25 protein-coding genes and 1 riboswitch are annotated in these 23,189 nt (G+C 62.8%); of the genes, 4 read left to right on the top strand and 21 right to left on the bottom strand.

Translation table 11 applies throughout. The features are described 5' to 3' along the window. Window positions 1–31: 31 nt before the first annotated feature. Window positions 32–898, bottom strand: a complete 867-nt coding sequence (gene lafA / locus AB5Y51_RS03855; protein ID WP_041214012.1) for a lateral flagellin LafA — start codon at window positions 896–898, stop codon at window positions 32–34. 210 nt (window positions 899–1,108) lie between these two features. Here lafA and fliB point away from each other — a divergent pair, with 210 nt between their 5' ends. After that, on the top strand, window positions 1,109–2,272 hold the full coding sequence (gene fliB / locus AB5Y51_RS03850) for a flagellin lysine-N-methylase (protein WP_193758464.1): 1,164 nt from the start codon (window positions 1,109–1,111) through the stop codon (window positions 2,270–2,272). Window positions 2,273–2,332: 60 nt separating this feature from the next. Here fliB and AB5Y51_RS03845 read toward each other — a convergent pair whose 3' ends face one another. The 12 genes from AB5Y51_RS03845 to lfgB all read right to left on the bottom strand — a co-directional run bounded on the left by AB5Y51_RS03845 (window position 2,333) and on the right by lfgB (window position 12,094). Continuing rightward, complete coding sequence (locus AB5Y51_RS03845) at window positions 2,333–3,334, bottom strand: hypothetical protein (protein WP_042015081.1); 1,002 nt, start codon at window positions 3,332–3,334, stop codon at window positions 2,333–2,335. A 19-nt stretch (window positions 3,335–3,353) separates the two neighbouring features. Then, a complete protein-coding gene (lfgL, locus tag AB5Y51_RS03840) occupies window positions 3,354–4,253 on the bottom strand; it encodes a lateral flagellar hook-associated protein LfgL (RefSeq protein ID WP_041214013.1) in 900 nt (299 codons plus the stop codon). Window positions 4,254–4,263: 10 nt separating this feature from the next. Next, window positions 4,264–5,583, bottom strand: coding sequence for a lateral flagellar hook-associated protein LfgK (lfgK, locus tag AB5Y51_RS03835; RefSeq protein WP_041211811.1), 1,320 nt, complete (start codon window positions 5,581–5,583; stop codon window positions 4,264–4,266). Beyond that, window positions 5,583–5,981, bottom strand: coding sequence for a rod-binding protein (locus AB5Y51_RS03830; protein WP_041211812.1), 399 nt, complete (start codon window positions 5,979–5,981; stop codon window positions 5,583–5,585). The genes lfgK and AB5Y51_RS03830 overlap by 1 nt, the downstream gene beginning before the upstream one ends. An 8-nt stretch (window positions 5,982–5,989) precedes the next feature. Further along, complete coding sequence (gene fgIL, locus AB5Y51_RS03825) at window positions 5,990–7,096, bottom strand: lateral flagellar basal body P-ring FlgIL (protein ID WP_041211813.1); 1,107 nt, start codon at window positions 7,094–7,096, stop codon at window positions 5,990–5,992. An 8-nt stretch (window positions 7,097–7,104) separates the two neighbouring features. Further along, entirely contained in the window at window positions 7,105–7,776 is a 672-nt protein-coding gene (gene flgH / locus AB5Y51_RS03820) for a flagellar basal body L-ring protein FlgH (protein ID WP_042015080.1), read from the bottom strand. Beyond that, entirely contained in the window at window positions 7,776–8,561 is a 786-nt protein-coding gene (gene lfgG, locus AB5Y51_RS03815; protein WP_041211815.1) for a lateral flagellar basal-body rod protein LfgG, read from the bottom strand. The genes flgH and lfgG overlap by 1 nt, the downstream gene beginning before the upstream one ends. A gap of 75 nt (window positions 8,562–8,636) precedes the next feature. Next, window positions 8,637–9,371, bottom strand: coding sequence for a lateral flagellar basal-body rod protein LfgF (gene lfgF / locus AB5Y51_RS03810; RefSeq protein WP_368178071.1), 735 nt, complete (start codon window positions 9,369–9,371; stop codon window positions 8,637–8,639). Window positions 9,372–9,381: 10 nt separating this feature from the next. Further along, entirely contained in the window at window positions 9,382–10,575 is a 1,194-nt protein-coding gene (gene flgEL, locus AB5Y51_RS03805) for a lateral flagellar hook protein FlgEL (RefSeq protein WP_045522183.1), read from the bottom strand. Between the two features lie 17 nt (window positions 10,576–10,592). Beyond that, entirely contained in the window at window positions 10,593–11,276 is a 684-nt protein-coding gene (locus AB5Y51_RS03800; RefSeq protein WP_042015076.1) for a flagellar hook assembly protein FlgD, read from the bottom strand. Beyond that, window positions 11,277–11,702, bottom strand: coding sequence for a lateral flagellar basal body rod protein FlgCL (flgCL, locus tag AB5Y51_RS03795; RefSeq protein WP_041211819.1), 426 nt, complete (start codon window positions 11,700–11,702; stop codon window positions 11,277–11,279). A 2-nt stretch (window positions 11,703–11,704) separates the two neighbouring features. Beyond that, window positions 11,705–12,094, bottom strand: a complete 390-nt coding sequence (gene lfgB / locus AB5Y51_RS03790; protein WP_041211820.1) for a lateral flagellar basal body rod protein LfgB — start codon at window positions 12,092–12,094, stop codon at window positions 11,705–11,707. A 61-nt stretch (window positions 12,095–12,155) separates the two neighbouring features. Between lfgB and lfgA the strand changes: the two genes are divergently transcribed. The 3 genes from lfgA (at window position 12,156) to flgN (ending at window position 13,739) form a co-directional block, all read left to right on the top strand. Beyond that, entirely contained in the window at window positions 12,156–12,947 is a 792-nt protein-coding gene (gene lfgA / locus AB5Y51_RS03785; protein WP_048208579.1) for a lateral flagellar basal body P-ring formation protein LfgA, read from the top strand. Window positions 12,948–13,026: 79 nt separating this feature from the next. After that, window positions 13,027–13,299, top strand: a complete 273-nt coding sequence (flgM, locus tag AB5Y51_RS03780) for a flagellar biosynthesis anti-sigma factor FlgM (RefSeq protein ID WP_041211822.1) — start codon at window positions 13,027–13,029, stop codon at window positions 13,297–13,299. Beyond that, complete coding sequence (gene flgN, locus AB5Y51_RS03775; RefSeq protein ID WP_042015073.1) at window positions 13,296–13,739, top strand: flagellar protein FlgN; 444 nt, start codon at window positions 13,296–13,298, stop codon at window positions 13,737–13,739. The genes flgM and flgN overlap by 4 nt, the downstream gene beginning before the upstream one ends. Before the next feature lie 4 nt (window positions 13,740–13,743). On the opposite strand, the gene lfiJ is transcribed toward flgN, so the two are convergent. The 8 genes from lfiJ to lfhA form a co-directional block, all read right to left on the bottom strand. Next, window positions 13,744–14,160 (bottom strand): lateral flagellar protein LfiJ, encoded by a 417-nt coding sequence (gene lfiJ, locus AB5Y51_RS03770; protein WP_324018549.1) that lies wholly within the window; start codon window positions 14,158–14,160, stop codon window positions 13,744–13,746. Window positions 14,161–14,169: 9 nt separating this feature from the next. Beyond that, complete coding sequence (gene lfiI, locus AB5Y51_RS03765; RefSeq protein ID WP_041214019.1) at window positions 14,170–15,501, bottom strand: lateral flagellar FliI-like assembly ATPase LfiI; 1,332 nt, start codon at window positions 15,499–15,501, stop codon at window positions 14,170–14,172. Beyond that, a complete protein-coding gene (lfiH, locus tag AB5Y51_RS03760; protein WP_041211826.1) occupies window positions 15,494–16,186 on the bottom strand; it encodes a lateral flagellar assembly protein FliH in 693 nt (230 codons plus the stop codon). The genes lfiI and lfiH overlap by 8 nt, the downstream gene beginning before the upstream one ends. A 12-nt stretch (window positions 16,187–16,198) precedes the next feature. Continuing rightward, window positions 16,199–17,227: a lateral flagellar motor switch protein FliGL gene (gene fliGL / locus AB5Y51_RS03755; RefSeq protein ID WP_041211827.1), complete on the bottom strand. Its 1,029-nt coding sequence runs from the start codon at window positions 17,225–17,227 to the stop codon at window positions 16,199–16,201. Further along, entirely contained in the window at window positions 17,214–18,968 is a 1,755-nt protein-coding gene (gene fliFL / locus AB5Y51_RS03750; protein ID WP_368178070.1) for a lateral flagellar M-ring protein FliFL, read from the bottom strand. Before fliFL ends, fliGL begins: the two co-directional genes overlap by 14 nt. Before the next feature lie 8 nt (window positions 18,969–18,976). Next, complete coding sequence (gene lfiE, locus AB5Y51_RS03745; RefSeq protein ID WP_080767903.1) at window positions 18,977–19,303, bottom strand: lateral flagellar hook-basal body complex protein LfiE; 327 nt, start codon at window positions 19,301–19,303, stop codon at window positions 18,977–18,979. 11 nt (window positions 19,304–19,314) lie between these two features. Continuing rightward, a complete protein-coding gene (gene lafK / locus AB5Y51_RS03740) occupies window positions 19,315–20,577 on the bottom strand; it encodes a lateral flagellar response regulator transcription factor LafK (RefSeq protein WP_269475233.1) in 1,263 nt (420 codons plus the stop codon). A gap of 251 nt (window positions 20,578–20,828) precedes the next feature. Further along, a riboswitch (cyclic di-GMP riboswitch) is annotated at window positions 20,829–20,916 on the bottom strand. Between the two features lie 194 nt (window positions 20,917–21,110). Beyond that, window positions 21,111–23,186: a lateral flagellar biosynthesis protein LfhA gene (lfhA, locus tag AB5Y51_RS03735; protein ID WP_368178069.1), complete on the bottom strand. Its 2,076-nt coding sequence runs from the start codon at window positions 23,184–23,186 to the stop codon at window positions 21,111–21,113. Between the last annotated feature and the right edge of the window lie 3 nt (window positions 23,187–23,189).

The following is a 23,189-nucleotide window of genomic DNA, read 5'->3' as shown; positions in this document are numbered from 1 at the left end:
CACCCACCAGGGGGGATGGGTGCCACCAGCATCAACGCAGCAGGGAAGTCACCATGCCGGTCATCTGGTTGGAGTTGGACAGCACGGACATGCCAGCCTGCATCAGCATCTGGTTCTTGGTCATGTTGGTGCTCTCCTGAGCGAAGTCGGCATCCATGATGCGACCGTTCGCCATGTCGGTGTTCTCTTTCATGTTGGAGAGGTTGTTGACGGTGTGCTCCAGACGGTTGATGTTGGCACCGAAGGAGGAACGGGCGCTGCCGATGTCTTTCAGGAAGGTTTCCATCTCGGTGATAGCGGCATTGGCTTTGGTCTGATCACCGATACCGCCACCCTTGACTGCGGTACCATCCAGGCCGGAGCCAGCGGTGGAACCGGTCACTTTCTTCAGGTCGGTGGAGATGTCCACGCTCAGGGTCTCGGCGGCGGAGCCACCGATCTGGAACTTGACCGCACCCTTCTCGAAGTTGCCAGCGGCTTTCTTCAGCAGGGACTGGCCACCGAAGGTGGTGTTGTCGGTGATGTTGGCCAGCTCTTTCGACAGCTCGCCGAACTCGGCGTTCAGGGCGGTGTAGTCATCGGCGCTGGTAGTGCCGTTGGCACCCTGGGTAGCCAGATCCTTCATGCGCTGAACGATGTTGGTCATCTCGTCCAGAGCGCCTTCGGCGGTCTGCATCATGGAGATGGCATCCTGGGCGTTGCGCATGCCGACCTTCTGGCCGTTGGACTGGGCTTGCAGGCGGGTAGCCATCTGCAGACCGGCCGCGTCGTCGGCGGCGGAGTTGATGCGAAGACCGGTACCCAGGCGCTGCATGGCGGTGCCCAGCATCTTGTTGGTGTTGTTCAGCTGGTTCTGGGTGGTCAGGGAGGCGAAGTTGGTATGGATGGACAAGCCCATGATGTATTCCTCGAGTTAAACGCTGCACAGCAGCCCGTTAGGTTGACATCAGATAGAGACGACCCCTTTCGCGCAGAAATGTAATCTTCCCTCCGCATATTTTTCTTCTGGCCCCCTCCCGGGCATTCCGGTATCCCAGGTGCTCGCCGCCTCCCCCATCCGGCATGCTTATTGCTTTTAAAACGTCCTCTCTCACTACCGGATGGCGACATGGCTGCTTCGCTCTACACACCGCATTTCGTTCAACATTTCCAGTGCATCGGCGATCGCTGCGAGGACAACTGCTGCCACAGCTGGACCATCAGCATCGACAAGCAGACCTTCCGCAGCTATGAACGCCACCCCGACCCCACGGTCAAGTCCCTGAGCAAGCTGCACATCATCAAGGTGAAGCAGAGCAACGAGCGCTGGGGGGAGATAAAGCTCGACGAACAGGGCGCCTGCCCCTTCCTCGATGAAAACCGCCTGTGCCAGATCCACAGCAAGGCGGGTCCGGATGCCCTGAGTCACACCTGCAAGACCTACCCCAGAGCCCAGACCCGCATCGGCAACCAGCTCAAGAGGTCCCTGATGCTCTCCTGCCCCCAGGTGTGCCGCCAGTTGTTGCTTGACCCCCTGGCGATGCAGACCGAGGTCACCGAGCTCACCCAGCCCCTGCCCTTCGCTCCGCCCCCCTCCAACGCCATGGCGACGTTGCACAGCCTGAGCATTCACGTGCTGGCCGCCACGGATATCCCCGTGGCGATTCGGCTATGGCTGGTCGGCATGCTGATCCATCGGGATCCTGCGCAACTCTCCCACGAGGCCTTCCTCGATCAGGTGGCGGTACTGGCCGAACGCGGGGAGCTCAACACCATGTTCGAGCAGTTGCCCGCCCTGCCCAGACTGCAGTGGTGGGGCCTCAGAACCATGACCCACCAGTTGCTGGCCTACTCCCAGGGGAGACGGGGGCGGCAGACCATGCAGGTCTGCCTCGACAAGATCAACGGGGTACTGGAGGGAACCTACGACGAGGACAAGCTTGCACGCCTGCAGCAGGTCTGGCACGACAGGGTCGCCCCCTTCCTGGCCAGCCATCCCCAGATCTTGGACAACTACTTGCTCTACTACGTCTATCACCACAACTTCCCGTTGCAGCAGGGCGACAAGTGCCAGGCCTATCAGCTGCTGGTGGTCGACTACTTCCTGCTGCGCAACTACCTCTGCCTGCTGGCCATGGACAAGGAGCTGGACGAGCAGGACGTGGTCAACCTCTTCTACAGCTACCACACCATACGTCAGCACAATGCGAGCTTTATCAAGACCATAGAACAGGGGCTCAACGACTCCGGCTTCGCGTCGGACATCTCCCTGTACGCCCTGCTCAAGCCCTGAAAACAGAAAACCGCCAGCGAGCTGCATGGCGGTTTTCTGTCGTGAACGGGACCTGGCACCCTAGGTGAGCAGCGCCACCACGTTCTGGCGCGAGACGTTGGCCTGGGCAAGCAGACCGGACATGGTCCCCATGAAGCCCCCTTCCTTGAGCTGGAGGCTGAGCTTGCCCTGCAACTGGACCAGCTCCTCCTGCTGCAGGTTCTGGCTGCGAGACTTCACCCGATCGAGCTGCTTCACCATCCTCTGGCGAAACTGCTTGAGCTCGCGCACCGACTGCTCTATCTCCCCGAGCAGTCGCTTCAGCCGTTGCTGTTCCTGTTTGATCTCCCCTTTGTCGAGCCCCTCGCCGAGCTGGGTCAACTGCCCCGCCTTTGGCTTGAACTGCACGGGTACCGGGTTCCCGGCGGGAATGCGGATGCCCTCACCGCTCAGCAGCACGGGTTCATCCAGCTTGCGCCTGTGCTGATCCGGCACGCTCAGCTCCAGCTTGCCCAGCTCGTTCAGGCGCGCCTGGATATGCTCCTTGCGCAGTGCGCGATCCAGGCGGGCGGCCGCCTCCGCTTCACTGGCATCGGCGGGCAGCAGCACCTCGACGGCGCTGCTGGTCTGAGGGAAGGAGAAGACGAGACGCTCGGCACTCGCCCTTGGGCTCAGCAGATCGAGCCGCTCCGCGCTGTAGTGCACCCTGCTGTCCGTGGCCGACGCCAGCAAGCGTGGCCTGAGCTCGCTCGTCAGTGGCGCCTGCGGCTGGGTCAGCTTCTCTTCCAGTACCTTGAGACGGGAGACCAGATCCCCGCTCGCCGCCTTCTGCTGGCCGAGCTGCTGCTCCAGGCGCTTCAGCTCGCCCCATACCTGGCTCAGGGCCTGTTCGCCCCCCTGGGCATGGGCGATGCGCTGCTGCGCCGTGCCGATCAGGGCCCAGCGATCGAGCCGGATGACATTGGGCTGGCGTTCATTGCGAGGAGTCTGGGGAGAAGTAGCCTGGGCAGTCGAACGACCTTGCAACCTGGGTTGGGCCGGCGTTTCGGCCACGCTCCCCGGACGGGTTTGTTGAATCTGCATCCTGGCTCCTTAGACAGATTTAGGGCATGTAGTTGAACAGGCTCAGGCCATTCACCTTGGCAAAGGCCTGCTGTTGCACCTGCAGAGCCATCAGCACATGCGCCTGCTGGGTCACGGCCCCCGCATAGTCGAGGGACTCTATCTGATTGCTCACTTCCTTGCTATAGGTGCTCTTCTCGGCATGACCCTCGTCCACCTGATCCAGCAGATTGATGCGTGCCCCTATGGTGCTCACCATCTGGCTGATGTCATCCTGCAGGGTCTTGCTGCGATCCAGCATGGCTCTGGCCTGATCCGCCGCATCCGGTGCGCCGGCATCGAAGGCCGCCACCATGTCGTCCAACTGCTTGAAGAAATCCCCGTTCTGGATGAACAGGCTGTCTGCGGTCTGGTTGAGGGACACCGTCACCCCCCGGGCAATCTCCACCTCCCGCACCAGGGCATCCCCCTGATAGAGATAGCCGCCACCCGGACCCTGGACGATGGGGGTCTTGTCCACCTGGCTGCCGCTGAACAGGCTTGAACCGTTCTCGTTGCGGGCATTGGCGAGATCCAGCAGTCCCTCCTTGATGATGGCCGCCTCGCTGGACACCGCCCGGCGATCGTCCTCGGAGAGGGAACCGTTGGCTGCCGTCTGGGTCAGCTCCCGCAACCGGCTCAGCATGTTGGTCATGGTCTCGAACTGCAGCTCCCCCTGGGATAGCTGGCTCTTGGCATTGGCGATGTTCTTCTGGTACTGGGCCATGGCCACCTGCTCTTTCTTCAGACCGAGCAGTTGCACGCTGCCCACGGGATCGTCCGAAGGCTGCAGGATCCGCTTGTTGGAGGAGATCTGGCGATCCAGCCGGGCGTAGTCGCCAAAGCCCCGCTGCAGGTTGTCGAGCATGCTGAGCTGGATCTGGTTGGTGCTGATGCGCATGCGGACTCCGTCAGAACATGTTGAGAATGGAATTGAAGAGTTGATCCGAGGTGCTGATCACCTTGGCATTGGCCTGATACGCCTTGGTGTAGGCCATCACCTTGACCCCTTCCTCATCGAGGTTGACGCCGCTCACGCTGCTGAGCTTGGTGGCGAGCTGTTTCTCCATGTTGGCATCGGCCTCCATGGTCGCCTTGGCCTGACCGCTCTGCACCGCCATCTTGCCAAGCAGGGCGCTGTAGGCATCGTACTGATCATCCTTGATGGTCAGCAGCTCCTGCAGGTTGCGGTTGTCGCCGTTGCCGCCCCCCGCCTTGGCGAAGGCGAGGTGATCCCCGGTAAAGCCGTCGGCCACCTTGAGGGTGCCGGAGGGATTGAGGGGGTCGTAGCTGAACAGGGGTTTGCCGGGATCGCCGTTCAGATCGACGCCACCCGCCTGCTTGGCGTTGAAGTCATCCGCCAGCTTCTTCGCGATCTGGTTCAGCTCGTCGCGCAGGGGACGCAGCACTGTGGTGCGATATTCCAGCACGCCCGCCAGGGTGCCGCCCTGAAGCCTGGGGACCTCGAAGGATTGCGGCCCGAAGCTCAGGCTCAGGGTGTCGCCGGCCAGAGAGAGGGTGCTGCTGCTGCCGGCCAGCACCAGGGGCTGGCCCTGGGGCAGGCTCAGGGAGAAGGAGCCGTCGCTCTGACGATTGACCCGCACCTCCATGAAGGTCGACAGCTCGCGCACTATCTGCTCGCGGCTGTCTTCCAGTGCCGAGGTGTTGACCCCTTTGGAAGCCTGCTCGCCGATCTGGGTGTTGAGCTCCGCCACCTGTTTGAGATAGCTGTTCACCTGGGTAATGGTGCTGCCCAGCTGATCGTCGATCTGCTTCTCTTGGGTCAGCAGGCTCTCGTTCAACTGGCCGAAGCGGTTGGCCAGGGCACCGGCCGAGCTGACGATCTGGCTGCGCTGCGCCGGTGTTTCCGGGCTGTCGAGGGCGGCGCTCAGGGACGCAAAGAAACTGTCCAGCCCCTTGGTGATGTTCATCGACTCGCTGCCGAGCAACTGCTCCGTCGTATTGATGTACTGGTGAAACGCATAGGAGGAGCCGGTCGCGGAGCGGCTGCGCCAGTGCTGGGAGACCAGATAGTCATCGGTGATCCTGCGAACCCCGGTCACCTCGACCCCCATGCCGTTGTCCATCCGGCCAAAGCCCGACAGACTGCCCATCATGGCCTCCTGGCGGCTGTACCCGATGGTATTGACGTTGGCGATATTCTGGGCAGAGATGTTCAATGCGATCTGCGATGCATTGAGTCCGCTAAAACCGATACTGAGCAGCGACATCAGTCAACTTTCCTCATTTTTGCCGAATTCAGAGGCTGACTGAAGGCAGCCAGGGTCTGGGAGTCTGAAGCGACCACCGGCTCGGCATTCTTTAATGTGGGGGCCAGTTGATTGACCATCTGCTCCTTGAGCCCCATGCCGCCGCGCTTGACCAGGCTCATCGCGAGCTGGCTGTCGTACATGTCGCGGTAGAGGGACTCCCCCTTGATAAGCCTGTCCTCTTCATCCTGCATGGCGTCGGACGCCGAACGCATGTGCTTGAGCACCGTCTGCAGGAAGCTCACCTCGAACTGGCCGGCCGCCGCCTCCAGGGCCGCGCGCTGATCCGGGTTGCTCTTTATCTGCTGCAGTTCATTGAGATCCTGATAGAAACCAGGCTCCGAGGTAATTCTGGTCATAGAGATCCTTAGATGACCACCAGCTCGCCTTCGAGGGCTCCCGCCTCGTCGAGGGCTTGCAGGATGGCCATGACATCATCCGGGGTCGCCCCCAGGGAATTCACCGCCTTGACGATCACCTCCAGGGAGGTGCCATCCGGCCAGACAAACATGTTGTTGCGCTCCCGGTCAACCTGGATCTGGGAGTTGGGCGTCGTGGTGGTCCGCCCGTTGGAGAAGGCGTTGGGCTGGCTCACCGTCTGGCTCTCCCCTATGGTCACCGTCAGGCTGCCATGGCTGACCGCCGCCTTGTGCACCTTGACCCCCTGCCCCATGACCACAGTGCCGGTACGGCTGTTGAAAACGACTCGCGGCCGCTCCTTGCCCATGTCCACCTGGATGTCCTGCAACAGGGCCATGAAGGAGATGCGCTGGCTCTCGTCCCGGGGAGCCGCAATCTGGATGCGACCGGCGCTGACCGCCTTGGCCACGGGGCCGAGCTGGCGGTTGATCTCCCGCTCCACGTTGCGGGCCGTCTTGAAGTTGGGCTGGTGCAGGTTGAGCGTCACTTCCGGCTTGTCCGAGAAGTTGCTGGCCACCTCCCGCTCGATGATGGCACCGTTCGGGATGATGCCGGCCGTTGGCACGTTGATGGTCACGGAGGAGCCGGATTGCCCCTCCGCCTTGACACCGGCCACCACCAGGTTGCCCTGGGCGACCGCATAGACTTCACCGTCGATGCCGCGCAGGGGAGTGAGCAGCAGCGATCCGCCTCTCAGACTCTTGGCATCGCCGATGGAGGTCACGGTCACGTCCATCTGCTGACCTTTGCCGGCGAGGGCGGGCAGCGTCGCCTGCACGGAGACGGCAGCCACGTTCTTGAGCTTGGGATCGATGTCATCGGGCAGTTGTACCCCGAACTGCTTGAGCATGTTGGTCATGGACTGGCCGGTGAATTTGACCTGGCTGCGATCCCCGGTACCGGAGAGGCCGACCACCAGGCCATAGCCCACCAGCTGGTTGGCTCTCATCCCCTGCACGTCGGCAATGTCCAGCAGGGCCCGTTTGGCGGGGACAGCGGCGCCGGCCACGCCCGACAGCGCCAGGCAGAGCAGGGCGATATACCATCTGTTCATCGAAATCCTCACAAGGGGGAGAAGGCGGAACTGAAGAAGCGCGACAGCCAGCCCATCTGGTTGCTGTCGGCCAGGGCGCCGCGACCGGCATAGGTGATGCGGGCATCGGCAATGCGCTGGGAGGAGATGCGGTTGCTCTGGTCGATGTCCTCGACCCGCACCATGCCCCCCAGACGGATGTACTCATCCCCCTGGTTGAGGCGGATCCACTTCTCCCCCCGGATCCCCAGCACCCCGTTGGGCATCACTTCGGCCACCGTGACCGTGATGGCCCCCGCCAGAGTATTCTGCTGGCTGGAGGTCGCCCCGCCGTCGAAGTCGCGATCCGCCTTGATAGAGGCACTCCAGTCCGGTCGGGAAACACCGCCGATGGAAGGCACAGGCACGCTCAGATTGCTGTTCTTGTTCATGCTGGTGTTGGCCTTCTTGCTGGACTGGGTGCGCTCCTCCAGCATGACGGTCAGGATGTCGCCGACCCGGTAGGCACGGCGATCCTGGAACAGGGTCATCATGTAGTCGTTACGGTAGAGGCTGCCATCCTCCCCCACCCCGGCTTTCGTCAGCTCGGAGCGGGAAGGGGCCCACTTCTCGTCACCGGGCTCGGGGGCCTGCAACTCGTAGGTGGAGCAGCCCCCCAACAGCAGGGCGAGCACGACGCAATACCACACCGGCTTCATCATCACAGCGCCTGGGTCACGAACTTGAGCATCTGATCGGCGGAGGAGACCACCTTGGCATTCATCTCGTAGGCGCGCTGGGTGGTGATCATGTCCACCATCTCTTCCACCACGTTCACGTTGGAACTCTCCAGGGTGAACTGCTTGATGGCCCCCATGGCCTCTTCACCCGGGACCCCTTCGATGGCTTCACCGGAGGCACCGGTCGCCCGGTAGAGGTTGCCCCCCAGGGCTTCCAGACCGGCCGGGTTGGAGAAGTTGGTCAGGGTGATGCGCCCCAGCTCCACGTTCTCCTGCTGTCCCGGCAGGGTGGCGCTCACGGTGCCGTCTGTGCCGATGGCGATCTTGGTAGCGTTGTCCGGGATCTGGATCTGCGGCAGCATGGGCAGGCCGTCGGCATTGACCAGCAGCCCTTCCGCATTGCGGTGCCATTGACCGTTGCGGGTATAGGCCGTCTCGCCATCCGGGCGCTCGACGCTGAAGAAGCCGGCCCCCACCACCGCCATGTCCAGCTCCTGGTTGGTGTTCTGGAACTGCCCTGGCGTGAATACCTTCTGGGTGCCGACCACCCGCACACCGTTACCCATCTGGATGCCGATGGGGGACAGGTTCTGCTGATCCTGCTGGGCACCGGGCTGGCGCTGAACCTGATAGAACAGATCCTCGAACGCCACCCGATCGCGCTTGAAACCGACCGTGTTGACGTTGGCCAGGTTGTTGGAAATGCTGGCCATCTTGGCATCCTGTGCCGACAGACCCGTCTTGCTCACCCACAGCGCTGCATGCATCTTCGTTTCTCCACCTGATTCGTTCGAACGGGGTGCATCCCGTCAGTATTCATTCCCGGCCGCCATGGCCGACCGTCAGCCCTGGCCAGAGATCAGCCTGGCACCCTGCCTGGCCTGCTCGTCCGCCGTCTTCATCAACTTGACCTGCAACTCGAAATTGCGGGTCAGGGACATGCTGCCGATCAGCTCGTCCACCGCGTTCACGTTGGCCCCCTCGAGGAAACCGGACGCCAGCACCACTTGTTCGCTGATCTCCGCGTCCCCGCCCTGGCGCTGGCGGAACAGGCCGTCAGCCCCCTTGACCAGATCGGCCGGATCCGGGTTCACCAGCTTGAGCCGGCCCACGTCCAGACGGGCGCCGCCCCCCGGCGGGGTGATGCTGAGGGAGCCATCCTTGCCAAAGCTCAGATCACGATAGGCGGGCAGCACCATCTCGCCACCATCCCCGAGCACGGGACGGCCGTTGAGGGTCAGCAACCCCTCCCCGTCCACCTCCAGGTTGCCGGCACGGGTGTAGGCCTCCTTGCCGTCTGCGGTCTGCACGGTGAGAAAACCGTCGCCGCGGATCGCCACGTCCAGCTTGCGGCCGGTCTGCATCAGGGCGCCCGCCCGAAAGTCGGTTCCCGCCTGCTCTTCCCTGGCCATGACCCGGCTCTGGTAACCATCGCCGGTCAGGGCATAGGCGGACGCCCGCTCGAAGTCGGCACGAAAGCCGGCGGTATTCACGTTGGCCAGGTTGTTGGCCCGGATCTGCTGGGCCATGAGGGTGTGTTGCGCCCCCGACATGGCGGTATAGATAAGCTTTTCCACGGATCACGCCTTAGAAGGAGTTGAACAGGACCTGGGTCATCTTGTCCGCCGAACTGATGGTCTTGGCGTTGGCCTGGTAGTTGCGCTGGGAGGTCATCAGGCTGACCAGTTCCCCGGTCAAGTCGACGTTGGATGCCTCGTAGGCGCCCGCCGTCAGGCCACCCAGGGTACCGCTGCCCGGTGCCCCCAGCACGGGCTGGCCCGAGCTGAACGACTGCTGCCAGGTGGTGTTGTTGGCTTGCAGCAGGCCCTGGGGATTGGCGAAGTTCGCCATCACCACCTGACCCTGGAGCAGGCTCTGGCCGTTGGTGAAGGTGGCGTAGACGCCGCCGTCCGCATCCACCCTGACCCCGGTCAGATCCCCGGCGGTATAGCCGTTGGACTGGTTGCGCGTGGCGTTGAAATCGGAGGCGTACTGGCTGACCCGGGCCAGATCGGCGGTGAGGGTGATGGGCTCGGCACCGGCGGGGGCCAGGTTCAGCACGGGGGCAGTGGTCGGCGACTTCAGGGTGCCGTTGGTGTTGAACTCCATGGTCACCGGCGCACCGGTCTGGGTCCCGTTGAAGGCATAGTTGACCTGCCAGGTGTTCTCGCCGGTCTTCACGAAATACTGGGTGACGGTGTGCTCGACCCCGAGAGAGTCATACACCTTGCTGGACTGGGAGTAGCTGAAGCTGTCCGCCTTGGCGGGATCGAAGGGGTGCAGCCCCTGGTCGATGACGCTGGCGTCCGCCTTGAGGTTCGCCACGAACTCCAGGGTGTCGGACGGCTTGGCCGCCAGGCTGCCCGCCTTGACCTGAATGTCACCCACCACGCCGGATTGCAGCTCACCCGCCTCGTTGGTCACATAACCCTGCAGACGGTTGCCGCTGGCGGTGATCAGGTAGTTGCTGGCATCACGCTGGAACAGGCCGGCCCGGGTATAGGAGGTCTGACCGTTGTCATCCTTGAGCACGAAGAAGCCGTTGCCGGAGATGGCCAGATCCAGGCCCCGCCCGGTACGGGTCACATCCCCGTTGCGATCGAAGTTCTGGGAGACGTTGCTCATCTCCACGCCGCCGGCCTGTCCGCCACCGTAGATGGCGGCAAACTCGGCACGGCTGGACTTGAAACCGGCGGTGCTGGCGTTGGCCACGTTGTTGCTGATGACGCTCAATTCCTGGTTGACGGCGCGCAGGCCACTCAGTCCGATATTAAAAGACATGTTTCGCTCCTATCTGGTTACGCCGACTTGCCAAACTGGACGGCGCTGAACAGGGGAACCTCCCCCACGCCTGCCACTTGCAGCATGATCTCGCCCGTGCCCGGCAAGCTGACGCGCTCCACCTGGCTGGCTACATAATTGCGGGTGGTGGTGGCAACTCCCCCCAGGGAAGCCTTCACCTCGAAGCTGTATTCGCCAGCGGGCAGCACCGGCAATTCGTAATCCAGTGCCCCCGCCTTGCTCTCGCCCCAGTTCTTGGTGGCGACCAGGGTGCCGTGCTTGTCATAGACCTTGAGCTCGACCGTGTCGGCCGCGCCGCCCAGCTCCACCTGACCGCGGATCGCCTTCTCCTGCTCCTGGCCAAGGGTCTGGCTCGGCACCATCACTTCCTTGTCGATGAGATCCGTGCTCTGGAGCACCTGCTGGGTGTCCATCATGTTGATGGACTTCTGCTGCAGCACTTTCAGGCTCTCGACCCCTTCCACCATGCTGAACTGGGCCAGCTGGGTAACGTACTGGGCACCATCCAGGGGGTTGGTGGGATCCTGGTTCTGGATCTGGGCCACCATCATCTGGAGGAATTCGTTGCGAAGCTGGACCCCCTGCCCCTCGGAAGTACCGTTGGCGGCGATCTCAGGGGTGGCGGCGCGCTGGCTGGCGCTGCGGGCGGTATCCAGGCTGCTGACTTGAGGCAGGCTCATTTACACCCCCTGACCAAGACGCAGCAGCCCTTGCTGCATACTGTTGATGCGGTTGATCACCTCGACCGAGGTCTCGAATCCCCGGGAGGCGCTCATCATGTCCGCCATCTCTTCCACCGCGTTGACGTTGGAGTAGTAAACGAAGCCATCCCCGTCGGCCAGGGGATTGGTCGGCTCCAGACGTTTCTCCACCTGGCGGTCAGACTGGACGATACCGGCGATCTGCACCTGGGCTGCCCCCAGCCCCTCGGCCTCCTGCACCCGCTGATAGAGGGTGGAGAAGACGGGCTTGATGGCGCGGAAGGCGGCCTCTTCGCTGCCGGCGGCGCTGTCGACGTTGGCGAGGTTGGAAGCCACGGTGTCAAGGCGGACGGTCTGCGCCCGCATGGCGCTGCCGGCGATGTCATAGATGCGATTGAACGACATGATTAACGGCCCTCGATCGCCTTGGCGATCCCGGTGATTTTCATATTCAGGAAGGTGAGACTGGTCTGGAAGTCGGTGGCATTGCTGGCAAACTTGCTCTGCTCCACGCTGAGCTCTGCGGTGTTGCCATCCATGGAGACCTGATAGGGTATGCGGTAGAGGGGATGTTGCATGTCATTGCCCATGGTGCCCTCGCTGATGGTGCTGCCCGGCTCTCCTGCCTCCACCTGCCGGGCGACCCTGCCGAGGATGGCCTTGTAATCCACATCCCGTGCCAGATAGCCCGGGGTATCCACATTGGCCAAGTTCCCTGCCAGAATACGAGCCCTGTCTGCCCGCACATCGAGGGCATAGGGGTGTACGCCAAGCGCACTGTCAAATGAGATACTCATGCTTCATCCTTCTTGTGAACCAGTCAGACCGGTGCATCCTTTATCAAGACTCATGCCAATCATGAAAAACCGTTGTTTCCGCTGGTCAGGCCATCACCCCTGGCTGACAAGAGTGACAAAAGGGGAAGCATTGTTTCCCATAGGGAAGCGAGCAGGTCTCCTTGCCCTGCTACTCCTGGCACTCCCCTCGTGGGCGGCCCCTTCGTCGCTGTCGCAGCAGTTGACCGACGGTCTGAGGGCGGATGCCGAAACGGCACTGGGGGAGTATCTGCGCCAGCAAGGCTGGCCAGAGACCCGGGCCGACTATCAGGTCTGGCTCTCCCCCGCCGTGGCTCACCTGCCGGCATGTCGTCAGGCGGTTCGCTTCCAGGCTGGCGGGCAGTATCGCCAACCCTGGGGGCGGCGCCCCTATCTGGTGGAATGTACCGAGCCCGCCTGGCAGTTGCGGGCCCGGGTGGAGGTCACCCTGATGTTGCCGGTCTGGGTGGCGGCACGGGACATCCCCAAGGGACATGTCATCGCCCCGGAGGATCTGCTGGAGAAATCCCTCGATGCCAGCCGGTTGCAGCGGGGCTTCACCCACAGCTCGCAGCCCCTGGCAGGCAGCAAGAGCCTTCGCCATCTGAGGATGGGGCAACTGGTCGGTGAACTCGATCTGCAACAGGCCTGGGCCGTCCGGGCAGGGGAAGGGGTGCTGATCCGGGCCGGGCAACCGGGCTTTTCCGCCACGACCCGTGGAACGGCCTTGTCAAACGGCGCCATCGGTGAAGGGGTGAGGGTCAGGAATCTCGGCTCCGGCAAAGAGATCCAGGCCTGGGTGGTTGACAAGGGGGAAGTCGAAACCCGCTTTTAGCGCAGAAATGGCGAGTTTGATTCAAGTTCGGCCACCTCAGGGTCGCCTGTCACAAGAGAGACCACCAGGAATTCACGTTATGAAAATCACACGCACCGACCCTGTCTACGTTCAACCCCAGTCTCAGCGCAAGGCGGGAGCCACACCGGCACCTCAGCCCCAGGCCAGCCAGGGGGAAGCCAGGATCAGCGCCACCGCCCAGACCATCAATCAGGCGAGGGTCGAGCTGGCCTCCACCTCTGATGTGGACATGGAGAAGGTCAACCAGATCCGCCAGGCCATCAGCGAGGGTCGGCTCGAACTGGACATGGATGCCCTGAGCCAGGCCATTCTGGACATGCATCGCCGATGAGTCTGCCTCCCAAACAACGGATCCAGCAGTTGATCATCGGCATCCGGCAGGATTGTGGCCGCTACGCCGACCTGCTGCAGTTGCTGCTCAATCAGTACCGTCTGCTGGCAAGCCACGACGTGGCCGGGCTGACAGAACACAACCGGCAACAGACCCGGCTCATGGGCGAGATCCAGCACCAGGTCAGGCTGCGCTGCGAACATCTCCAGGCACTGGGGCTCAAGCCTGACGAGCGGGGCATGGCCATCCTCATCGGCAAGCTCCCCTCTCCGCTGCGCCAGCAAGTGGACGAGCAGTGGCAGCGGCTGGAGCAGTTGCTGCTGCAGTGCCGTCGCCAGAACGAGCAGAACGGCCGACTGCTGGCAGGCCAGATAGAGACCATCCACACCCTGCTGGGCCAGGAGTCATCCTATGGCAGGCAGGAGCACTTCCCCGACTGACCCTTTACGTTCCCTGCCGGGCACGATGACCCAGTGCGGCGAGTTCGTCGAGCTGCCGCTGCTCACCTGACTCCTGACGCTGACGGGCCTCCAGGGCCCGCTTGTCCAGCAACAGCTCCAGCCCCTTGACCCGACCGAACTGCCTGACGAGCTGCCCCTCGTGATGAGCCAGATCCTGGCTGGCGAGCGCACACTGCTGCAACTGGTGGGTCAGCAGGTGGCGAAGCTGCCCCTGCATCTGCTGCTTGTTCTGCCACAGCAGGGGATGAAAGCTCGACGAGCCCGGATGCATCGTCTCGATGACCTCCTGCAGCCTGAGGGCTCGGTGCTCCTCCTTCATCGCCACCTCGCGCAGACGCTGCCGCTCTTTGCCCATGGCCTCCAGGGCATCCTGCTGCAGACCGAGATAGGATTTCAGCACGCCGCCTCCTTACGCCCTGCCGAGCACATGCTTGAGACCGCCCAGCACCTGGGTGATGGGTGTCTCTTCCTGAATGCCCTGCTGCAGGAAGCTGGCGATGGCAGGATAGCGCTGGACCGCCTCGTCCATCTGGGGATCCGCCCCGGGCTGATAACCCCCCAGGGGCAGCAGCTCACGCACCTGCTGGTAACGGCCCCAGAGCTGGCGCAGATTCACCGCCAGCCCCTGCCATTCGGGAGAGACCACCTGAGGCATCACCCGGCTCACCGAGGCACCGATGTCGATGGCGGGATAGTGCCCCTCCTCCGCCAGGCGGCGGGTCAGCACAATGTGACCATCGAGAATGGCCCTGGCGGAATCCACCACGGGATCCTGCTGGTCATCCCCTTCCGCCAGCACGGTATAGAAGGCGCTCAGGCTGCCCTCGGGGTGCGTGCCGTTGCCCGCCCGCTCCACCAGCTGGGTGAGCAGGCTGAACACCGAGGGCGGATAGCCGCGGGTCGCAGGGGGTTCGCCGATGGCCAGCGCGATTTCCCGCTGGGCCTGGGCGTAACGGGTCAGGGAGTCCATCAGCAGCAACACATCCTGACCCTGTTCGCGGAAATATTCGGCGATGCGGTGGCACAGCTGGGCGGCGCGCAGCCGCATCAGGGGGGATTGATCCGCCGGTGCCGCGATCACCACGGCGCGGGCAAGCCCCTCGCTGCCCAGGCTGTGTTCAATGAACTCCCTCACCTCCCGGCCACGCTCGCCGATGAGCCCCACCACCACGATGCGGGCGCTGGTATTGCGGGTCATCATGCCGAGCAGCATGCTCTTGCCCACACCGGAACCGGCAAACAGTCCCAGACGCTGACCCTTGCCCACCGTCAGCAGGCCATTGATTGCCCGGATGCCCACGTCGAGCGGCTCGCGTACCGGGGTGCGCAACAGGGGATTGGGAGGGGAGGAAAACAGGGGAACCCGTTCCCCTTCCTCTTTCAGGGGACGGCCATCCAGCGGTTGCAGCAGGCCATCCACGACCCGGCCAAGCAGATGCTCGCCGACCCGGATGGTCTCCTCTCCGTCGACGGGCAGCACCCGGGCGCCGGCATAGAGACCGCTCATGGGCTGGAGCGGCATCAGGTAGGAAATGTCCCGGTTGAAGCCGACCACTTCCGCCAGCAGGGCGGCGCCGGTGGCGGTCTCCACCTCGCAGCGCTGCCCCATGATGAGCTGGCACCCCACGACTTCCAGAGTCAGGCCGGTCACGCGCACCAGCCTGCCATAACGACGATAGCCGGGCACCTCCTCCAGGCTATCGAGGGCACAGGTCAGCGCCTGTTGCAGCGCATCATGCATCCGAAGAGAGTTCCAGGGTCTGGTTGAGTTGTTCGATGCAGCGGCCGAGGCGCTCCCCCGTGTTGATCTCGACCACCGCGGCCCGTGTCTCGATGCGGGCGTCCCCCACGGCCAGTGCCGGGTCCACCTGCAACGGCCACTTCTCGCAGCGGGTCACCCCCTGCTCGGCCAGGCGCTGCCGGTCTCCTTCGTTGAGGTAGATCACCAGCTCTTCCGACTCGCTCGGCAGGCTGGCCATGGCCTGCTCCACCTGCTGGAGCACCTGCTGGGGATTGAGGGTGAACTCGGCCTGGATCACGCGCTTGGCCACCTGGGCCACCAGCTGGGCGACCAGGGCCTTCTGTTCCAGCATCCGGGCTCGGGTCAGGGATTCCCACTGCTGCTGCAACGTTGCAAAGGGCACCATGGCCTCATCGAAGGCAGCACGTCCCTCGGCCAGCCCCTGGGCCAGACCACGCACCTGTCCCTGTTGCAGCCCCTTGGCTTCCCCCTCGAACAGGCCACTGGCCAGCCCCTGCTGGTAACCGGCCTGATACCCTTCCGCCTGCCCCTGCTCCAGCCCCTGCTGGTAGCCGTATTCGAACTCTTCCTGCTGGCTTCTGGCCTCTTCCCCGCTCTGGCCCAGTGCCGGGAAGCGGTAGAGACGGGTGGCACCTGCCGCCAGTTTGCGCACATGCTGACTCATGCCTGTCTCCTGTTAACTGACGGTGGGCTCTTCGAACAGCTGGAACTCGATCTCGCCCTGCTCCACCAGCTCGCGCACCAGCTTCATGGCCTCTTCCCGGGCCTGCTCCACCTTGCGCAGGGAGACGCTGCCCTGATCCTGGATCTGGGCCTCCAGTGCCTGTGCCATCCGTTTGGGCATGGCGCCAAGCACCACCTTGCGAAAACCGGCATCGGTGTTCTTCAGGGCCAGGGCCAGCAGATCCGCCGGCAGCTCCTGCACCAGACGTTGCAGGGTATCGTCGCTCTGGCGACGCAGGGCCATGAAGTCGAACATGTTCTTCTCGATTTCGAGGGCCAGCTCACCATCGTGCTCCCGCAGCAGGGTGAGCATCTGCTCCTTGTTCCCCTGATAGCGATTGAGGATATCGGCCACCTGGCGCACCCCGTTGACCTTGGCGCCGGACTGATCGGCCACATAGGCGAGGCAGCGATCCAGGGTGAGCCGCAGCTCCCCCAGCACGTGCTCGCTGACCGAGCTGAGGCTCGCAACCCGCACCAGCAGATCGTCGTGCACCGACCCCGGCAGGGCATCGAGCACGGCAGAGGCGGTCTGGGGGGGCAGAAAGGCGAGCAAGACCGCCTGCATCTGGGGATGCTCATTGCGGAAGAAGCGGGCCAGCACATCCGCCGGCACCCATTGCAGGCGCTGGATGTCCTGGCTCATCGCATCGCCATAGAGGCTGTCGAGCAGGCTGCGGGAAAGCCGCTGGCCCAGCGCCAGATCCAGGGTCTGTTCCAGATATTCCCGGGAGGCGCTGCCGATGCCGCTCTGCTCGCGATACTGGTTGAAGAACTGCTGCAGCGTCCACTTGGCTTCTATCGAACTCACGCCGGAGAGGCTGGCCATCTTGGAGATGAGGCGCTGCACTTCGTCGCGGGACAACTTCTGCATCACCTTGGCCGCCGCCTCGGTGCCCATGCTCAGCAGCAGGATCGCGGCTTTTTCCAGATTGTCGATGTCGATGTCGACCGCGTTCTGATTCAGATTAACGTTGCTCATTGCCACTCACCCATTGTCTGACCACTTCCGCCACCCGGGCCGTGTCCTTGTCTACCAGCAGTTGCAGGTGCTTGAGCTGGACTTCCAGCTCGGAGCCCGGCTCCGGCAGCGCCTCCAGAGCCAGGGAGGAGAACTGGGGCTCGAGCCGGAACTCGGACTGAGACTGGGACAGGCTCTTGCCCGTCGCAGACTCTTCCAGTTCCCCATCCCCTTCCCGGCGCATGGAGAGGCCCATGGTTGGCTCCTGCTCCTCGTCCGGCTCCTGTGCGGCATCAGTGTCGGGATATTGCTGGGTACGCACCAGGTGCTTCACCAGAGGACGGATGCCGAAGAACACCAGGGTCAGCCCCAGCAAACCACCCACCAGGTAACGCAGGGAGTCTTGCCAGTAAGGGGTTTCCAGCCAGCTCGACGCTGGCGGCTCCACCGGCACCGCACCGGTGAAATCGAAGACCTGCAGACTGATCTGGTCGCCACGGGTGCCGTCAAAGCCCACCGAGCGCTCCACCATCTGGCGGATCTGCTCGAGCTGTTCCGGACTCCACCCCTCCTTGGGGGCGCTCTGCTGATTGAGCAGGATGGAGACGTTCATCTTCTCCAGTCGTCCCTGCTGATAGCGGGTATGCACTATGGTGCGGCTGCTTTCATACTGCCTGCTGACTTCCTGCCGCTCGGTGCGGGTATCGTTCTTGGCAGGCTCCTGGGCAGCATTCCCCTCGGTGGCGGCCTGATCGGTCTTGGGAGCGGTTTCGGGCGGTCGATTGGAGAGCGCACCGGGGATACCGAGGGCCAGGGCATCGATGGTCTTGTCCGATTTGTTGGACTCCCTGGTCACCACGGCATTGGGATCGAGCTGTTGCTGGGTCTCTTCCACCGCATTGAAATTGACGTCCGCGGCGATCTGCACCCGGAAGTTGCCCGTGCCCAGCATGGGGGAGAGCATGTCGCTGGCACGCTGGCGAATGTACTGCTCCAGCTTGCGCACATATTCCATCTGCTGGACGCTCTGCTTGCCGAAACCGGCCTTGTCGCCGAGCTCGGCACTCAGCAGCTGGCCGCTTTGATCCACCACGGTGACGGCCCCGGGCTTCATGCCGGAGATACTGCCCGCCACCAGGTTGGCAATCGCCTCGACCTGGCCCGGCTCCATGGTCTGGCCCGGTTGCAGATCCAGCATCACGGACGCGCTGGGTTTTTCCTCGTCGCGCCCCACGAACAGGGTCCGCTTCGGAATGGCCAGATGCACCCGGGCACTGCGCACCGCATCCAGGGAGATGATGGTTCTGGCCAGCTCCCCTTCCAGGGCATGGCGATAGCGCGCCCCTTCCATGAACTCGCTGGTGCCAAGGCCTGTGACGTTGTCGAGCCCCTCCAGGCCGGACGGCATGGCCGCCCTCACGCCCCGCGCGGCCAGCGCCATGCGGATGTGGGCCAACTGGCTTTCAGGCACCAGGATCTGGCCGGAACTTTTCTCCAGCCGGAAGGGTACCTGCTCCTTCTCCAGCATCTCCATGATGTTGGCGGTGTCGTAAAGCTCCTGCTTGCCGTAGAGGGGCACGTAATTCTTGCTGGAGGTCCAGAGGATGACCACTATGGTGGCGGCAACCACGGCGGCCAGCAGCGCGATGGTCAGAATGGATTTGTTGTCGCGAGACAGGGTACGCCAGTTGCGCACCCCGTCCTGCACCCGGGCCAGCAGGGAGCCCGGCGCCCCCGGTGCGGAGGATACCAGTTCAGTCATGATCAACCTCAGAGCGGCATGCGCATGATGTCATCAAAACCCGTCATCAGTTTGTTGCGCACCTGCATCAGGGCGGAAAAACTGAGACCGGCCTTCTGGCTGGCCACCATGGCCCCCACCAGATCGTCGCTCTGACCCGCATCGACGGCGGTCATCAATCGGGAGGCGATGTTCTGCTGCTCGTTGACGCGGCCGACGACGTCGCGCATGGCGTCGCTGAACGAGACGCCTGACGCCTCGTTCGGTTCGATGGAAGGGGGTTGACTGGCGACTCGCTGCATTTCCTGCATCTGCTGCAGGAGCGTCACCTGTGATGACATGATCTCAATCTTCACTCGGTTATCCCTTAGTTTTGTATCTGCTGCTCGACATCGATGCCCTGCTCGCGCATGGCAGCCAGCTTGTATCTAAGTGCCCGGGTCGTCATTCCGAGGGCTTCGGCCGTGCGTGTCCGGTGACCACGGAAACGGCGCAACGTCTCAAGGACGAATTGAAATTCAGCATGCCGCTTGGTCTCGCTGAGCCCCTCGGGGGCCGCAAGCGCCTGCGGTTGCGGGGTGTCGGCTTCGGCGGCGTAATGGGGCAACATCAGATCGACGGCCTGAATATGCAAGCCGCGAGCCATAATTAGCGCTCGCTGAATCACGTTGTCCAGCTCACGCACATTGCCAGGCCAGTCATAGGAGAGCAGTTGCTGACGGGCACTCTCGCCGAGGCGATACCCCTGCTGTGCGGCGTAGCGTTCGATGAAGTATTCCGCCAGAGGCAGGATGTCATCCCGCCTCTCTCGCAGTGCCGGCCAGCTCATGGGGAGCACGTCGAGCCGGTAGAAAAGGTCCTCGCGAAACGCGCCCTGCAGCACCAGCTCCCTCAGGTCCCGGTTGCTGGCGGCGATGATCCGCACATCCAGCGCGATCACCTGATGACTGCCGAGGCGTTCCACCTCTTTCTCCTGCAACACCCGCAGCAACTTGGCCTGCAGCGCCAGCGGCAGTTCGGAGATCTCGTCGAGCAGCAGGGTGCCGCCCTGGGCCAGCTCGAATTTTCCCTGCTGGTTGGCGGTTGCCCCGGTGAAGGCCCCCTTGCTGTGTCCGAACAGGATGGATTCGAGCATGGCTTCCGGGATGGCCGCACAGTTGATGGCCACGAAAGGCTTGCCGGCCCGGCTGGACATCTCGTGGATGTAGCGAGCCAGTCGCTCCTTGCCTGTCCCGGATTCGCCACCGATGAGGATGGTGGCCGATGTCTTGGCTGCCCGCCGGGCAAGCTGCAACACCTGCAGGCTCTGGGGGGACGTGGCGATCAGATTGGGAATGGCCTGGCGCAGGCGCAGGGCCCCTCTCACCACATCGAGGATCTGGCGCTGGCTGAAGGGCTTGATGATGTAGTCGATGGCGCCGGCCCGCATGGCTTCCGCCGCCAGGTAGGCCTGATGCTCGTTGACCAGAATGACGCAGTCGGTCCCTGCCAGCGTCTGCACCATGGCGGGCCCTGCCTCGGTCATGACCGCCATGTCGAGCAGAATGAGATCGACCGCATGGTTCGAGAGAAATTGCTTGGCCAGCGACACGGAATCGACACAGGAAACACGATAACCGGCACTGAGCAATATACGTTCAACATCGTTTCCATTTGATAACGAAGCGGAAACTAATAATAAATGAGCATGCATTTCAATACCGGTCGGTATTGAATTTTCCTTGCTAGATAAATCAGAAAACATATATCCCGAACCTGTGATTGCACATGAATCAATCAACAGAACTGATGCGTGAAAAATAAAGACACACAAATAGAGACCGCACCCGTTATTGAGTGAATGGTCTATATCGGTATAAAAACAAGGCGGGAAATCATGGCCTTGGTAACCCCGCTATCATTAGCATCAATGCTGTTAGACCGGAGGCTTTGCGTCCTGACTTTTCAGTTCAGTTTGCCTTTATCATGCGACGACCCGTATTTGGATGGCATGGCTACGTTGTCCCTGAAGCCATGTGATACATCCGACTATTTCTATTTTTTTCTTAACTGTCAGTATGTATCGCGTCAAAAGTCGTCACATGATAGCGGCTTTATATGACAATTCAAGCAGATATGCGGAATAGGCGCTTCCTGTCCCTGTGACGCCAAGGCAATTCCACTTCAGCCCAGAGTCCCGATGACTTCGACTCGCAAATCTTCCGGTATCTCGTTATAGGAGAGCACCTTGAGGCCTTTCGAGAAGGAACGGGCATAACGGGCTATCAGCGGTCTGAGCTGGGGCATCACCACCAGCACGGGCGCATATCCCTGTTGCTGAAGTTGCTCCTTCACCAGCGGCATGTTCTGCTGCAACTGCGCCAGCAACTGGGGATCCACCGGGAAGCTGTCCAGCTGGATCTTGCCCTGCTGCTGTGACTGGCTCATGGCCGTCAGCAGGGTCTGCTCCAGCCGGTCTTCCAGGGTGAAGGCCGCCAGCACGTCGCGGGACCCTATCGCCTGTCTGACGATCTGGCGCTTCAGTGCGCAGCGCACATCGGACGCCAGCAGGACGGGATCCTTGGTCAGCTCGCTCGCATCCAGCAAGGTGGTGGCGATGGTGCGGATGTCGGTGAGGCTGATCTGCTCCTTGAGCAACTGGCGGAAGACCCGCAGTTGCTGCATCTGGGTCAGGGCCAGATTGAGCTCTTCCGCAAGACGGGGGGACTGGGTCGCCAGATGCTGGCCCAGCTTGCCCACCTCGTCATGACCAAACAAGCCGTCGAGCTGCTCCCTGAGCAGCTTGCTGGCGTGAGTCGCGATGACGGTGGCGGAATCCACCACCGAGTAGCCCAGATTGAGGGCCTTGGCCTTGTTGTCCGGCGAAATCCAGACCGCACTCATGCCATAGGCAGGATCCTGTGTCAGCTCGCCATCCAGGGCGCCATAGGTCTCACCGCTGCTGATGGCCATCAACCGCTGGCAATCCACATTGCCCGAGGCCAAAGGGATGCCGGAGAGCTTGATGCGGTACTGATCCGGCTGCAATTGCAGGTTGTCCCTCACCCGGATCTCGGGCAGCAGGAAGCCGTACTGCTCGGAGAGTGTCTTGCGAATACCGCGCACCCGGGCCAGCAGCTCGGCCCCCTTGTCCGCCTCCGCCAGCGGTACCAGGCGATAACCCAGTTCGATGGCGACCGCGTCCACCGGGGGCAGGTCCTGCCACTCCAGTCCCTGAGGCTCCGGCTGCACCATCTGGCGCGTCAGCGCCTCGGCCGCATCCAGCGCGGGATCCTGCACCCGGCGCTTGCTGACGCTCCAGCCGGTCCAGGCCAGCACGGCCGCAAAGCTGAGGAAGGCCAGCATGGGCATGCCGGGAACCAGCCCCAGGATCAGCATGACGGTCGCCGCCGTGTAGATCACCCGAGGAGAGGCCAGGATCTGCTGGCCAACCTGATCCGACATCTCCCCTTCGTCACTCACGCGGGTGACGATGATGGCTGCAGCCGTGGACATCAGCAGGGAGGGGATCTGGGCGACCAGACCGTCACCTATGGTGAGCAGGGCATAGATGCGGAAGGCATCGGAAACCGGCAGCGAGTGCTGGAAGATGCCGATGGCCAGGCCCCCGACGAGGTTGATGATGAGCACCAGCAGACCGGCGATGGCATCACCACGCACGAACTTGGAGGCCCCGTCCATGGCCCCGTAGAAGTCCGCTTCCCTGGCGATCTCCTCACGTCTTGCCCGGGCCTGGTGCTGATCCAGGGTCCCCGCATTGAGGTCGGCGTCGATGGCCATCTGTTTGCCCGGCATGGCGTCCAGGGTGAAGCGGGCGGACACTTCCGAGATCCGCTCGCCCCCCTTGGTGATCACCACGAAGTTGATGATCATCAGAATGACGAAGACCACCAGACCCACCACGTAGTTGCCACCGATGACCACTTCGCCGAAGGCCTGGATCACCTTGCCGGCCGCTTCGTTGCCTTCATGGCCGTGCAGCAGCACCACCCGGGTGGAGGCGACGTTGAGGGAGAGCCGCATCAGGGTGGCCACCAGCAGCACGGTCGGGAAGACGGAGAAGTCGAGGGGCCGGCGGGCCGAGACGGAGACCAGCAGCACCAGCACCGCCAGCACGATGTTGAAGGTGAACAGGGCATCCAGCAGCCAGCCTGGCAGAGGCAGTATCATCATCGCCAGGATGGCCAGCAGCATCATGGGGATGGCTGTATAGGATTGGGTAAAGACACGCCAGTTCACAAC

The organism is Aeromonas sp. R7-1, assembly GCF_040908115.1.
Classification (GTDB): Bacteria; Pseudomonadota; Gammaproteobacteria; order Enterobacterales; family Aeromonadaceae; genus Aeromonas; species Aeromonas caviae.
The sequence above is the reverse complement of the archived record's forward strand: the minus strand, read 5'-3'. Positions and strand labels throughout refer to the sequence as shown.

Excerpts from the sequence above, each read along its gene's own strand:
- flgH (WP_042015080.1), bottom strand. The coding sequence starts at position 7,776 with ATGATGAAGCCGGTGTGGTATTGCGTCGTGCTCGCCCTGCTGTTGGGG.
- flgM (WP_041211822.1), top strand. The coding sequence starts at position 13,027 with ATGAAAATCACACGCACCGACCCTGTCTACGTTCAACCCCAGTCTCAG.
- fgIL (WP_041211813.1), bottom strand. The coding sequence starts at position 7,096 with ATGAACAGATGGTATATCGCCCTGCTCTGCCTGGCGCTGTCGGGCGTG.
- lfgA (WP_048208579.1), top strand. The coding sequence starts at position 12,156 with ATGAAAAACCGTTGTTTCCGCTGGTCAGGCCATCACCCCTGGCTGACA.
- flgEL (WP_045522183.1), bottom strand. The coding sequence starts at position 10,575 with ATGTCTTTTAATATCGGACTGAGTGGCCTGCGCGCCGTCAACCAGGAA.
- lafA (WP_041214012.1), bottom strand. The coding sequence starts at position 898 with ATGGGCTTGTCCATCCATACCAACTTCGCCTCCCTGACCACCCAGAAC.
- flgCL (WP_041211819.1), bottom strand. The coding sequence starts at position 11,702 with ATGTCGTTCAATCGCATCTATGACATCGCCGGCAGCGCCATGCGGGCG.
- lfiH (WP_041211826.1), bottom strand. The coding sequence starts at position 16,186 with ATGAGTCAGCATGTGCGCAAACTGGCGGCAGGTGCCACCCGTCTCTAC.
- lfgG (WP_041211815.1), bottom strand. The coding sequence starts at position 8,561 with ATGCATGCAGCGCTGTGGGTGAGCAAGACGGGTCTGTCGGCACAGGAT.
- fliGL (WP_041211827.1), bottom strand. The coding sequence starts at position 17,227 with ATGAGCAACGTTAATCTGAATCAGAACGCGGTCGACATCGACATCGAC.
- fliB (WP_193758464.1), top strand. The coding sequence starts at position 1,109 with ATGGCTGCTTCGCTCTACACACCGCATTTCGTTCAACATTTCCAGTGC.
- lfiI (WP_041214019.1), bottom strand. The coding sequence starts at position 15,501 with ATGCATGATGCGCTGCAACAGGCGCTGACCTGTGCCCTCGATAGCCTG.
- lfgB (WP_041211820.1), bottom strand. The coding sequence starts at position 12,094 with ATGAGTATCTCATTTGACAGTGCGCTTGGCGTACACCCCTATGCCCTC.
- lfgL (WP_041214013.1), bottom strand. The coding sequence starts at position 4,253 with ATGCGCATCAGCACCAACCAGATCCAGCTCAGCATGCTCGACAACCTG.
- fliFL (WP_368178070.1), bottom strand. The coding sequence starts at position 18,968 with ATGACTGAACTGGTATCCTCCGCACCGGGGGCGCCGGGCTCCCTGCTG.
- AB5Y51_RS03845 (WP_042015081.1), bottom strand. The coding sequence starts at position 3,334 with ATGCAGATTCAACAAACCCGTCCGGGGAGCGTGGCCGAAACGCCGGCC.
- AB5Y51_RS03830 (WP_041211812.1), bottom strand. The coding sequence starts at position 5,981 with ATGACCAGAATTACCTCGGAGCCTGGTTTCTATCAGGATCTCAATGAA.
- lfgK (WP_041211811.1), bottom strand. The coding sequence starts at position 5,583 with ATGTCGCTGCTCAGTATCGGTTTTAGCGGACTCAATGCATCGCAGATC.
- AB5Y51_RS03800 (WP_042015076.1), bottom strand. The coding sequence starts at position 11,276 with ATGAGCCTGCCTCAAGTCAGCAGCCTGGATACCGCCCGCAGCGCCAGC.
- flgN (WP_042015073.1), top strand. The coding sequence starts at position 13,296 with ATGAGTCTGCCTCCCAAACAACGGATCCAGCAGTTGATCATCGGCATC.